This window comes from Rhodococcus sp. 06-156-4 (assembly GCF_002259345.1).
GTDB classification, from domain to species: Bacteria; Actinomycetota; Actinomycetes; order Mycobacteriales; family Mycobacteriaceae; genus Rhodococcoides; species Rhodococcoides fascians_E.
Map to the genome: position 1 here is coordinate 76245 of NZ_NPGB01000037.1, position 12828 is coordinate 89072.

Here is a 12828-nt window from a genome sequence, read left to right on the forward strand (position 1 = left end):
GCACCCGGTACCGGTCGTGCGGCCGTTCCCCCGCGACCTGCGCTAGAACGGATCGGGTGGCCCGGTGTTCATCACCGCGGCGATGTACTCCGGCTCGAGCACGTCGACAGGATTCTCGTCGGGGACGGTGAACAGTGCCAGGTCCGGTTCCGGCGGTGTTCGGGCCTCCTCACGGGCGGCGAGCCATTCCCGCCACACGATCCGTTCGGCGCGGTGACGCACGATCCGGGCACGGACCGCAGTGGTGAGGCCGTGTCGGTGGCCGATGTCGTCGAGGTCCACCGACCCGACACTCACCTGGGTGTTCTCGACCGTGAGCAGGCCGGCGATCCGCAGATCCATCAGAGCTTCGTAGCCACTGGTGCGCCCGATCCCGACCGCGCTGAACAGGGTTTCCGGAGTCATCGGTTCCGATGCCGCGCTCACGGCGTCGTAGAGGATGCGGTGGCGCCATCCGATGACGCTCCACGCTGGGTGTACCGACTCGACCTCCGCCGCGCCCGCAGCGACCTCAGGAGCGGCGGCCACTCGTCCAGCCGGGGTGAGGACAAGGGCGTACCGATCAGGGTTCTGCCCGACACCGCGCTCGATCAGCAGCACCGGCGCCCCCTCCATATCCCGCAGTCGCTCCAGCACCGACCACACCGTCGATTCGGGAAGCATCCCTGCGGCGATCGACAGTGACCGTCCTCCTACTCCGACTGTCGGTACGCCTTCGATGATCTGTCCCGACACTGCTGCGGCCCATGCCAGGGCTTGAACAACGGCATGAGTAGTCCAACGGTCACGCCGGTGAGAGAACTCCGATGTAACCCAGGTTTGCGCGTGGGTAAGCCATGAACGAAGAACGGGATCGTAGGTACCCCCTGTGTGCTTTTGCTTGTGCCCGGTATCCCGAACTGGATCGGGGAGGGTCGATGCGGCCCAGTCGAGGGCGCGGGCGGTGTCGCGGCGGATAGCGCGCGCCGGTTGGGCGTAGTGGGCGTAGGCGGCGCGCACGCCGGCCCAGTGGGGCGCCTGGGCGCGGGTGAGGATGTCGGCGGCGCTGGCGCCGGCGAGGACGGCGTGCGCGATGACCGATTGCCGCGCTTCCGAGCGGGACGGCCAGCGGCTGGTGTCGAGGCGGCCGGTGGCGGCGAAGTCGGCGACGCTGCGCGGCGGGGCCGCGGAGCGGCAGAAACGCGGGTGCAGGCGCGCGGCGTCGCCGGCGCCGAGGACGCGTTCGGTGACCGTCTCGAGGCGGATGTGTGTATCCACCGGGCTGGTGGCCGGACGGCCGGTTCCGCCGAGGAGAGCTTCGAGGCGGGTCAGGGTGCCGGCGGCGGAGCCGACAGTCAGGACGTCGAATGCGGCGGCGGGGTCTAGGTCGACGAGCTCGCGATGGCCGCCTTCTTTGCAGGACGAGCCGGGCACGGTGATGCAACCGGTCTTTGCGTTCGTCATCGGTGTGATGTCGAGTGTGGGCAGCCGCACAGAGAGTTGGCGGAGTAGTGGTTTGATCTCGTCGACGGAGACCGTCTGGCCCGGGGCCAGCGGAATCAAGACATGCTGTCCACCACTGGTGGATCGGTCGACGACCGCACGGCCGCCGCAGTCGGTCAACCACTCCAAGACTCGCTGCACATCGGCGACGACAGCTGTGTGACCGTGGATTTTGGTATCGAAGTCCAACGCCACGACGCGAGCGCGCCCGCGAAGGAACAGCGGTACGGCAGCCGGTAGCGCTGGCCGCTTGACCGTCAGCGGGCCCGCCGACCCGTATTTTCGCAGGGTCGGGTCGTAGAGCCGCATCGAGTTGCGTGCCGCCAGAACCGGCGCGAAACGACGCCACAACCGGTCCGGAGTCGCTTCCGGAGCGACGACACGAGCGTTAAATCTTGTACCTACTTCAGGGCGCGATGTACCCTGAGACATGTCCGCCAAGACAGTCCCTTCGGGGAAGAGCACCAAACACGAGTAGCGAGCTAGTCACTCGCTTCTCCGACTTCGAAAGCCCTCGGCCCGCACGCCGGGGGCTTTTGTCGTCTTCGTGGTGCTGCGTAGATTCAGTTGAACGTATGACCCGAATGTCGGTTCAGGTCAAAACGGCTACGCAGTCAGGGGCAGCACCCCCTGCTCATGCGCGCCATTTAGCTCGCGCGCCAGATCTTCACGGTCGCTGGCGATCGCGATGAGATCAGCGACGTATTGACTTAGAGATGTCGCGCCAGCCGAACTCCGCTGTGCCTTGAGCGTGTCAATAAGCTCTGACGGGAGCCGGACAGTCAGCGACGTCCGGTCACCTTTACTGGGCATCGGCATGGCATGGCCTCCTTCGTCTACGTCTTCGGTCCCAACCGATGTCTATCCTGAACCAGAATCAATTTCGAGCCGCTGTGACACGCCGACAAAATGCGGGAAATAACATCCATGTCATTAATTCACCGCGCCCTCGTCTACTGACGACTGTTCAGAAAGAGCGGACCGAAGCACCTGCGACTGCTGCTGGTGCAAGACACCAGCCAGTACTTGAGCCCTGATTTCAGCCGTAGTGGCACAGACGAGCGAAAAATTTGCCTCACGGGCGGTGCGCTCGGCAACTTCTCCACGTTGCACGGCTCGACTACCAGTGACAGCCGTGTAGTAAGTCGATGCGTCGACGGCGAAGCGACCGGCCTGCGCACGCGCGCCGTGGATGTCAACACTTGTGTCGCTAACAGCTCGATCCAATGAGTTCTTGACTGCGGTGAACTTGTTGGCCATTGTCTGACTGCCATGCCCCGACGCGTCCAGAGCCGTGAGGCTTCGACGGGCTAGTCCCAGGGCAAGCGATCCGTTGATACGAACAATCGCTCGATCAAGCATTGACATGCTTCCTTGTCTGCTTCGAACTCGTCGCGCGACATGCATTACATCGGTCTCGTCGACGTGATAGCCGTCGAAATCTACTGCGACAGTGTGAGAAGCGTTGGCCGCCGCCAGATCTAGTCGCATCGCCGACAGTCCGGAGTCCATCGATGCAGGCGCAAGGAACGTCACCGTTTCGTCATTTTTCTCGTCGTATGCAGAAACTCCCAGGACGTCGACGAAAGCCCACCCGGTCACGAATGGCGCCGACCCTTCGATCGAGTAGCCGTCCGAGGTCCGGTGAGCCTGGATCAAGGGACGCTGAGGTGCGGCGTAACCCCCACCTGACACTCCCGCGCGGACCAAACCCATTTGTAAACCGGGCAGGTACCGTTCTTTGAGGGCTTGATTGCGCGACGTGGCGAGTCTGAGCAGGGTTCCATGGTGCTGCGCCCAAACGAACGCCGTTGACAGGCAACCGCTTACCAGAATTTCTCCCACCGCAGACAGTGTCTGCAAGGGATTGTCACTGCCCAGAGCGACTCCATAGAATCCTTGCTCGGCTAGTTCGTCGAAATGTGTAGGGGGGATTGTTGCGCTTTGATCAACCTGTGCAGCAGCCGGTTCCAGTAAACGAGTGCTCAGCTTTTTCGCCTCATCGATCCAATCAGTCGCGTCGGCTGCTTGCTTGCCCATTGCTGGTTCGGGATCTGGTTTCTTACTCACTGACGTTCGCCTCCTCATATGTGTGAGGCGCGCTGTTGTCGACCTCGCCTGTCGAGCTTGTATGTCCTTCTGCGCCCTTGCGCCGAAGCAGTACCAATCCCGTTGTCAGTGCACCGAGACCGACAGCCCCTACGCTAAGTGGGCCGTACAGCTCGACCCATTCCACAAGGCGCTTCGACTCTGCAGCCCGTTGGACTTGGGCCTCTACAGTCTTCGTATCGAGTTGTGGGGACATCTCGATGATCGTGACCGCGTTCGGGTCGGCGGCTGTCCGACCGTAATACTGGTGCACGGTTTGTTTACCGAAAACCACTGCACCTGTCGTAGGTTCGACCATCAACTCGCGCCGCGCCGTATAGAACCTGTGCATCAGGATCTCTTCATCGCCTTCGATGCCCCAATATGATGCGGGGAGTGTCAGCTTCCCGCCCGTATCGAGGGGCGCGATGTCCTGTTCAAACCGGTATACGTCCAAATCGTGGATGGTCGTTTCGCCGGCGAAGTCGATCGCCTGGCTTCGACGTGCCGTTGTGTCGAAATACGGATACGACCGTTGTTCGACGTCGAAAGGAAACTTGAGGGAGAGCCCGTCGTGCGTGACCTCGTCGGCGGGCTGGTCGACGTACTTCTGAATAGATCCGATCGGATCATCCAGCGGCATCGCCGATCTACGGTCGGCGGTGAACCTGTCGACAGTGGCATTGACCGTACCTCGTTCTCCCGGCCTGTCCTCTCGCTGGAGCAATACGGCAGACTGCATCGTGATCTTGTTACCGTCCGAGGGATCCTCGACAGTGACTTGCTGCAGCACACGGATCGGAACATCACGGTCGACCTTTGAGACGCCCTGAATGAGTGCTTCGGTATCCAACAAGGTTGCGGTACCAGTAGCGACCGTCGCCGAATCGCCGTCGAGTGGGGTCTTCACGAGGTTCGGAGCCATGTAGAAGGCCATCGTTGCTGACGCTGCGGCCAAAAACGCGCCAACGCCCACCAGTGCCAGTCCTTTGACGGGTCGTGTCGCCGTGGTCATGTGGTCGTCCTCAAAGTTGGCCGGTGCATTTGGTGCTCCGGGCGGGTTCGGGATCTGAGAAGCTATGTCGCGTGAACGCCAGGAAGCTGCCCTTTTTCGTGACCAGTCGTCCGGCGGGTGCAGCGCTCGCAACGGCGTTTGCTGGCTTTGTGTGGTCGGAATACAAGATGAGCAAGCAGAAGCCGCGCGTGGGCTCTGTGAATCGAGACCGCGGCTCGGGCCGGGCCGTCGGTCGCGGTCTGGTGGTCTCGTACGGAGGGGGCCTTCTCCTCAGCGTGGCCTCGTCAGCCACTGTTTGCACCGGTCGTCGACGAACGGTGTTCGTGGCAGGACTGACCACCGCAGCGCTTGGACAGGCACTCAGACTGGCCGCAGCGCGCGAACTTGGAGAGTCATTCACTTTCAAAGTCCACACGCACCCCGAGCAGCCGGTGGTGCAAACGGGGCCATATCGGCTTATTCGCCACCCGTCGTACACCGGGGCATTGGTCTGCGCACTCGGCTTCTGCGTCGCGTACGGGAACTGGCTTTCTCCCGCCATGGTCGCGTTTCTGGTCAACGGATATGTCCACCGAATCCCGTCGGAGGAAGCTGCGATGCTTGAGGGACTGGGAGCCGGGTACGCCGAGTACGTGTTGCGCTCGAAACGATTGGTGCCTTTCATTTTTTAGCTCCCATTACGGTCGAGACCTGGCTTGCAACAGCCTCGCCGTCGACCATTTCGACCATCAGTCGGGTAGACGCTACTGAGTTACGGCTGGCGCGCCACGCTGCGCGCTTGGAGCTTGGTATCAAGTTTTCGGCGAGGATGGCGTTGCTTTGAGACGCCAAGGTCTGCCACCGCTCCATGTACGACACAATGCGTCGATAACGTTGAATGCGAGGCAGCAACGAAGTCCAGACATAAACCCAGGCGACGTAACCCGCGAAAAGTAGTGGGGACATGATGAGGAATAGCGAGATCTGCACCGTGTGCTGGGTGTACCAGTTATCGACGTTCCGTCCGAACGCAACAAGGTATGCGATCTTATGCACTGCGTAGAGCAAGACCATCGCACACGCGAGTGCAGCTCCGACGAGAACTCTTGCGAGCTCACCGGTCTTCACGATCCACGCCATTCGGACCAACAAGTAGAGCGGTACTGTCACACACAGCGACAGGCTCCCGAGAAAGATGACCCAGTAGACGAGCATCCATCCTTCGGCAACGAACGTTTGGCTGAGGTAGTAGGTCGGCCTGGTTGGTGCGGGCGAGAGGAGGAAAGTGATGACCAATGCCACCATCAATGCCGCACTGAGCCCATAGCGATAGGGGCGAGGAAAGTTCCTTTGAGTGGAATGGGCGACAATCCCGACCAACTGGGTTGCGGCGCAGACCGCAAGGGCCTGAGCGATCAGTACCGACATATTCCACAGACCGGTGACGCTGTGGAACACAGGGTCGAGTTTGTCGTCGGCGAGGGCGTGAATTCGAAAGAACTGCGCCGTGCTGAGCGTCAACAATAGGACTGTCATTGGCCGCGTTTTCGGCTTCGACCTGAACATGGGGAGTCGTTGAAGAGAGAACAGCAGCAGGACAACAGGGATGATTGCTTCGGCGAAAAGGCTCACATCTGCCACCCAAAAATTGTGGCCACCCTCCGCAAGGTCTCTTCATCTTTCGGGTCTATTCCCCTGGGGTAGAAGGGCTTGCGCAGTGCATCGGCGCGAGCGAGCATGACTGTCCCCAGCCATTCGGCCTCTGCCTCGATTGGCTGCAGGAAGTCCGGAACTCGGGTGAAACAGACCTTGCTGCGCTGTTCCTCAGCGAGGGCATTGATCATTGTTCTGGGGATGGCTGGTGCCATTCGCATGAACGACTCGGTGAGAATTGCCTCCGTCACGACGATGTCGGCTTCGTGTCCGAGAAGTATGTGGGCGACCTCATGGAGAATGCATTGTTCTTTGAACAGCGGATCGACATCGATGCGAACATAAATGACGTCAACCGGGGCAGTCCGTACCCAGAAGCCTGATACTTCACCGCTCTCACTGAGATCGTCGGGTAGGTCGAGTACCACAATCACCCGGCCGATCTTGAACCCGACTTCGGCAACAAATTGGTCGATCGACCACGGTCGGACGAACGGAATGTCCAGCGCATCGAGGAAGACACTGGCACGCAACTCGGGATCATCGACAGTCTTCGCTGCGGCGGCAGCGTCCTGCACCGAACCCATTACTTCGATTCGCCGGTCCCGGTTGACTCCGACCGACTCTGCACCTCGAAACGTTCATGGGTGTCCCTGACGAGCACGCTCAAGCGCTCGGCAATCTCCGGCGTCAGCTGGGGCACGCGAGTTCGCAAAGCGAATACGGTTGCCTGCGAGTTCCGTACATTGTCGTAGTAATCGAGCTGGTCGTTGTAGTTCAATTGTTCGGCGACCGTGCCGAGCAGGTAGGTCACGGGCGCTTCGAAGAACGTCGCTACTGCCTCCACGACAGCGGGATCCGGCGAATCGGAACCATGATTGCGAAACGCTTTCACTTCGGCCGCGCTCACGACATATCCCACTCTGTCGCTCACATGCGCTGCAACAACTGGATCGAGATCATCTGGTGAGCCCATATGCCGGAATCCCTCGAACAGCCTGCTGACTCGATCGTGTAGTGGTAACGCGCTGGACATCGTGACTTCCTTCCAATCTCTCCCCGCGGAGTACTGCCAAAAGACGCCTGGTCCCGAGCAAGCACCCTTGCCCATTTCAATCGCAACTTCAACCGCGTCGCTCACGCTCCCCCCAACGTTCTCTGAACCTGGCGTCCATCTCCTCGTCGATCTCAGCGTGGCGGCCGGCCAGCCAACGTCGGTAGAGTTGCTCTTCGTACTCGAGCGGGTCTTCGCCGGTGGCGGGCTCGTCTAGAAATCGCGCGAAAGCCATTTCAGCGACCAAGGGCAGGGTCGAGTCGGGTCCCCCGTTTTGCTCAAGAACGGCCGTCGCATACCGACCGGCAACTCGGGAAACGAAGGCATTGAAGCTGGCCGTGATCTGGTCAAGGTCGGCTGGTTGATCGGACCCTCGACAACCTTCCTGTACGGCATTGAGTTCCCGGTGAAGCGCGAACAGGTTGTTGATTTCATCAAGGGGAAGCACGATCGAGTCGGGCCCAGAGGAGTAATTGCCGGGTCGAGAGTTCTCATCGGATCGGCTTTCCAGCGGAATGGGCTCGCCGCCGGCCAGTGCATCTGCTGCGCTGCCCTTCGCCCATTGCAGGCCCAGGTCGAGCTTCTTGAGTGTTGCCGGGCTGGGTGCACGTCCGAGCGTGCCGTTCTCGATGTTGCCAAGTGTGGTGTCGGATGGACCACCGGCGTCGCGAACCTCGAATCTAGTTAGGCCTAGCCGCGCTCTCCGGGCGGCTACGACCTCGCCGAAACGGCCCAGGCCGCCTGTTCTCTCCACTGTCGCATACTACGTCTGTTTGCAAATTATTTGCAATTGTGAAGCCAAATCCATTCTAGGTCGTGGTTGAGAGCAGTATAGATGCCCCTCTCTACCGCGCATTGAGTTGATTTGCCTTTTTTTTGCTTCGCAGTTGCTACAGACTACAAATTGAGTGGATACTGCACCCATGCCCTTCGTTGCCGAACCACCCACGTCGTTACACGGGGCCGCACCCCGGTTGGCTAGTGGGCGACATCGAGCTGCGCTTCCTTCGTTATGCCTGCATGCCCGCCGGCCGGTTGCGCGCTCGCTCATAGCTGCGAACCAGCTCGTCGATCTCGATATCGAGCGCATGCGCGAGACGACGTGCGTTTTCGTCGGTCAATTTCACCTCGCCGCGTTCGATACGGGCGATCATCGAGGTACTGATTGCCACCAGCGATCCAAGCTGGGGTTGCGTAAGCCCAAGGAGAGTCCTCCAATCCCCGGGAAAGCGCTCATTACGCGGCACAAGGACAAGATCGCCCATATGCACGCCCAGAGTCCTCGCGACAAGGGCCAGCGTGTCGACCTGCGGACTACGCGTTCCAGCCTCCCACTGTTGGACGGTGGCACCACCGAGACCAGCTCTCCGGGCGAGGTCAGCCCGACTCATACCTTTGCCTTCACGCAAGGACGTCAGCCGCGCAGGGTCGAACCCCCGCAGGACGCGTCGACTCACTGTCGCATTCCGTTCATTGCTAGACACCTTGCCGCACCTCAACTAAGGTCTAATCTGTGCATGACCTTAAACGATGCAAATGTCGTGGTAGGTAGTCCCGCCAACCAGAACTTGTCCAACAACCAACACCACTCATTCGCTTCCAAACGTTGCTCGGAGCCTGATGACGCGTCGCGCAGTAGCCATGCCTACCGCCGGATCCCAACGAATGCCCGCAACAGCGCTCGCTCCCGCGACTGCTCATCATGCGGGCTACAAGTACGTCCGGAGCACACTGGCTCTACCGCCTCACCGAGCCCGCACGGTCAGAACGACGGACAGCTACAGCCGAGGTGGCCCTTGAGACAACCGTAAATGAAGAAACCCCAGGTGCGTCAGACGCCAATCAGAGCGCACCCAGGGCATTCATCACCACCCACACCACCAGCAAGCCGTAGCCCATGGATGAATGCGGGGCTCTCCCAGCCTAGCCGCGTCCGTCAGTAGGTACGCCTAGATATGGAGGACACTCATGCAATCTTCAACAGACAAGATTGCGTTACACCTCGTTCATCACAGAGCGCCCGCTGAACTCTGCCCAGCGATCAACGACAGAGCCTGGCCAGGCGACCTGCTCGCTTCGCACGGCAGATCCGCCTGTCACGCAAGCGAATACTGGCTGGCGGGCCCCTGGACGAGTCACCGCCCAGTACCGCAGAGATAGCACGTGCCCTCTGCAACCTGCTGCCGAAGCACCCGGCGTGCACGCCGTCTGAACTCCACAAGCACAACTGCACGCCGCCCCAGGCACGTAGTTGTGGGTTACGCGTAACGAGCGCCCCCGCCCGGGCCGTCATGACGGCGTAGCTCTATTGATGGACCAACGCGAGAGTTGCACGACGACGCTTCGACCTCATCGAGTACCGAACCGTGGCTACCCCGCCGGGACATCGCCCGATGTGCAGGCTCTCTCGGATTGAAAAGAGAGTTCTGTAGCTCTGACTCCTCTCGCAACCCTCGTTGTGGTTCAGCTTTTTCAGTTGCCCCTCGGGCGGGAGCGACGGCCTTCAGGGCCACCCCGCTTCGGGCTCCCCATTCCACTGCCACTTGACACCTCGCCTTCTCGACAGGAGCCGAAATATTGTCCATCAGAGGTATTTTGAGATTCATCGGCGACGTCGTGGGGTGCACACTCTCTGTGACCGCCGCACTGACGCTTGCGGTGCCGCTCACTGCATCGGCCAGTCCGGAGCAGCCGTGGCTCGATGATCTGGTCACCGGCTGCCCGGCACTGTTCACCCTTGCCGTCCAGGGCACGGGCGAATCGTCGCTGGATGCGCCGATCAAAGCTGATACCGGAATGCTCGGTACGGTCCTGGGTCCGGCATTGGACGCTGCCCGTGTTCTGGGTTCGTCGCTGGACAGGGCTTATGTTCCGTACCCGGCCGCGTTCGGTGGTGCGGTTCCCGGTGGAAAGCAGCCCTACACGGTCTCGGTGGAGGAAGCGGCAGCGAACCTCGAAGCCGCCGCCGAGAAGGTGATATCCGATTGCCCTGCAACGAAGTTGGCGATCGTCGGATATAGCCAGGGCGCGCACGCGGCATCGAACTTTCTCGAAGCGATCGGCGCTGGTACAGGCGCGGTACCGGCCGACCGCATCGCAGCCGCTGCCTTGTTCGGATCCCCGACCCGCGCCGCCGGCTCCCCAGTCTTTCCCGGCAGCAGCAACGACACCCCAGCGTCAGCCCCAGGATCCTCCAGCGACCACGTCTCGGCGCTTCCTCCAGTGTCTGCACCGACACCGACCGGAGCCGGAATCGGCCCGACCAGCGATGTCGCTACTAGTTTCGGGTCACTCTCCGGCCGGGTGGCGTCCTTCTGCCAAACAGGAGACCTGGCCTGCGACGCACCGGCAAATGCGCCCATTGCACGCGCAGTGACCAACGTCGCGAGTCAAGTCGAAGTCGGCGGCGACCCCTTCCGCGCAATGCAGTCCATCGGCCTCGCGCTCGCCTCGACGTCGTTCGGTGTCGCGGTCGACGTCGTCAACAAGGACATCTCGGTGCCGAAGAACTCGTTGGAGAACCTCTCCATCACACCGAAGAAGACACTCTCGCAACGCTTCGCCGAAGCCTCCGACCCGGCGGCGAAGCCGCCGACCGGACAAGAAGCCATCGCCGCCCTCACGAAGATCGGCCTCGTCGCGGTCAACGCCGTCGTCTCGGTCGCGAAGAAGGTCATCACCCCGGCGACCATCGCGGAGGTCTCTGCGGCCGGATTGTCCAATCCTGCAGCAGCGTTCGCTGTGATCGCAGCCAAGACCGCCAAAGCGGTTATCGAGCTCGTACCACCGGCGACATCGAAAAGATTGGTGCAGCAGGCTTTCACCGTCGTCAAGAGCGAGGTTAGTGCGAACAAGGATCTGTTCGACTTGGCCGCTCTGACGTCCTACGCCAATACCATCGCCGCCCACACCGGTTATGCCTCCGCTGTGGCCACACCCCAGGGCGAGTCCGCGACGCGGTTCGTGGCGGACTGGCTCGCCGCCGCCGCTGCGGATGTCGGCGACACCACCACCACCGCCGCCGGCCCCTCGTCGACGTCACCGACAACGCCGACAGCGACAACGTCGGTTGTGACCACGACCCGCAGCACCACACCATCGACCACCACCTCTGTAGTGCCCTCCACCACAACCACGTCCGCCAGCACTACATCGCTGCCGGACCACACCCCCATTCAATAGCTTCGACCGACTCGAAAGGCTCTTTCCTCATGGGTAAGCACCAGATCCCCACCCGCTCCTTGACCCGCATCGCTGCGGGAGCAACGGCAGCATCGGCCATGGCCGTGTTCGGCTACGGAACCGCGGCGGCAGCACCGGGCGACGCGCCCGCGACTCAGGGCGACATCACCACCGCTGCACCGTCGACCCAGGGCCCTTTGACTTCCGATGCACCGTCGACTCAAGGCGAGTTGACCGCCCCCGCACCAGCACCACAGGCCGAGCGTGTGTACTGGGTAGCGCCGCCGATTCAGTACGACCAGAGCGAATGGCAGACCTGGGACGCCTACTACGACGACGAGACCACCGGGGCCTACACCGACAGCGAGACGGCCGATCCCGCCCCGGCTGCTCCAGCCGTTGACGTCGAACCGGCTGCACCACTGGATGTAAACACCCTGCACGGCCCCGTCGCCGTCGAGGACCCCACCGTTCCGATCGAAGCTCCGGACAACATCGTCAAGGTCGGGGACTGGTACGCCGACCAGCCGAGCTGGCTTTCCGATGAGGACCGCGACCGCACCAACAACTCCACCGCCGTGATCGAGGCGCAGGTCACCGACTTCTGGCGCTCGATCGGAGTCCCGACCGACCGGGCTCAGCGACTCGGTGCGTCCCAGATCGCGGCGGGCGGTGCAGGTTTGGTCACGGGCGCGGTCGCGCTCGGTGCACCCGCGACATTGGCCGGTGCACTCGGTGGCGGCACCATCGGCGGTATCGGCGGCGCCCTTGCAGGCGGGCTGATCCCGATCGCGCCTGGTATCGCACCGATCACCACCGGTATCGCCGGAACGGCAGGCGGCGCAGCCGTCGGAGCGCTGGTAGTCGGCGGCCCGGCCACTGTCGTCGGTGGTCTGACCGGACTGGGAACCGGTCTTCTCCTCGGAACCACTTACGGTGCAGGCGATCTCGGGGAACCGCAGAAGATCGAATTGCCCGACTTTCCCCAGACCGCGCCTACCCCCGCTCCAGAGGCGGCACCGCCCGCACCCACCGCCCCGGCGCCCATCGCACCGACCCCCGCTCCGCTGGTTCAGGCGGCGTCGGTGTGGACGGAGCCGACGACCCCTGTCGACACCGCCCGCGGGTTCGTCACCACCCAGATCGGCGGCCCGCAGGTTCTCGATGCAGTGGACCAGGCCGCGGCTGCCGCTGCGCCGACCTTCGATGCCATCAACGCTGCGATCACTGCCGCTTTCGGCCCGGTCGTGCCTGCCTGACCTCAGTCCCCTCTGATCCGCTTCGGGGAGGGCCGGTTCCGACCGTCCCGCACGCGGCCGGAACCGGCCCTTTCCGAAGCACCATCCCCCACTGCCGACCTATCCCAGCTTCGCCC

General features: G+C 62.2%; 12 protein-coding genes. 3 read left to right on the forward strand and 9 right to left on the reverse strand.

The window, feature by feature from the left end; genetic code table 11:
• Nucleotides 1-42: 42 nt before the first annotated feature.
• The 4 genes from CH290_RS26990 to pgfA form a co-directional block, all read right to left on the reverse strand.
• Nucleotides 43-1914: a hypothetical protein gene (locus CH290_RS26990; protein ID WP_141216175.1), complete on the reverse strand. Its 1872-nt coding sequence runs from the start codon at nt 1912-1914 to the stop codon at nt 43-45.
• A gap of 174 nt (nt 1915-2088) precedes the next feature.
• Nucleotides 2089-2301, reverse strand: a complete 213-nt coding sequence (locus CH290_RS26995) for a hypothetical protein (protein WP_033188236.1) — start codon at nt 2299-2301, stop codon at nt 2089-2091.
• A 114-nt stretch (nt 2302-2415) separates the two neighbouring features.
• Nucleotides 2416-3552: an acyl-CoA dehydrogenase family protein gene (locus CH290_RS27000; RefSeq protein WP_230620864.1), complete on the reverse strand. Its 1137-nt coding sequence runs from the start codon at nt 3550-3552 to the stop codon at nt 2416-2418.
• Entirely contained in the window at nt 3545-4585 is a 1041-nt protein-coding gene (gene pgfA, locus CH290_RS27005; RefSeq protein ID WP_052083007.1) for a cell envelope lipid trafficking protein PgfA, read from the reverse strand. Before pgfA ends, CH290_RS27000 begins: the two co-directional genes overlap by 8 nt.
• Nucleotides 4586-4656: 71 nt before the next feature.
• On the opposite strand from pgfA, the gene CH290_RS27010 reads away from it, so the two are divergent.
• Nucleotides 4657-5256 (forward strand): methyltransferase family protein, encoded by a 600-nt coding sequence (locus CH290_RS27010; protein WP_033188235.1) that lies wholly within the window; start codon nt 4657-4659, stop codon nt 5254-5256.
• On the opposite strand, the gene CH290_RS27015 is transcribed toward CH290_RS27010, so the two are convergent.
• From CH290_RS27015 to CH290_RS27035, 5 genes are all read right to left on the reverse strand, one after another.
• Complete coding sequence (locus CH290_RS27015) at nt 5246-6205, reverse strand: hypothetical protein (protein WP_141216176.1); 960 nt, start codon at nt 6203-6205, stop codon at nt 5246-5248. The genes CH290_RS27010 and CH290_RS27015 overlap by 11 nt on opposite strands.
• Complete coding sequence (locus tag CH290_RS27020; protein WP_141216177.1) at nt 6193-6795, reverse strand: hypothetical protein; 603 nt, start codon at nt 6793-6795, stop codon at nt 6193-6195. Before CH290_RS27020 ends, CH290_RS27015 begins: the two co-directional genes overlap by 13 nt.
• 8 nt (nt 6796-6803) lie before the next feature.
• The gene (locus CH290_RS30035) at nt 6804-7358 is read right to left on the reverse strand and encodes a hypothetical protein (RefSeq protein ID WP_141216178.1); all 555 of its coding nucleotides are present in this window, start codon (nt 7356-7358) and stop codon (nt 6804-6806) included.
• The gene (locus CH290_RS27030; RefSeq protein WP_052083006.1) at nt 7342-8025 is read right to left on the reverse strand and encodes a helix-turn-helix domain-containing protein; all 684 of its coding nucleotides are present in this window, start codon (nt 8023-8025) and stop codon (nt 7342-7344) included. The genes CH290_RS30035 and CH290_RS27030 overlap by 17 nt, the downstream gene beginning before the upstream one ends.
• Nucleotides 8026-8281: 256 nt before the next feature.
• A complete protein-coding gene (locus tag CH290_RS27035) occupies nt 8282-8755 on the reverse strand; it encodes a helix-turn-helix domain-containing protein (protein WP_254924966.1) in 474 nt (157 codons plus the stop codon).
• Between the two features lie 1150 nt (nt 8756-9905).
• Here CH290_RS27035 and CH290_RS27040 point away from each other — a divergent pair.
• Both CH290_RS27040 and CH290_RS27045 read left to right on the forward strand, forming a co-directional pair.
• Complete coding sequence (locus CH290_RS27040) at nt 9906-11453, forward strand: cutinase family protein (protein WP_230620863.1); 1548 nt, start codon at nt 9906-9908, stop codon at nt 11451-11453.
• 29 nt (nt 11454-11482) lie between these two features.
• Nucleotides 11483-12712 carry a hypothetical protein gene (locus CH290_RS27045; RefSeq protein WP_052083005.1) on the forward strand — a complete coding sequence of 410 codons (1230 nt, stop codon included), beginning with the start codon at nt 11483-11485 and terminating at the stop codon, nt 12710-12712.
• The last annotated feature ends 116 nt before the right edge of the window (nt 12713-12828 follow it).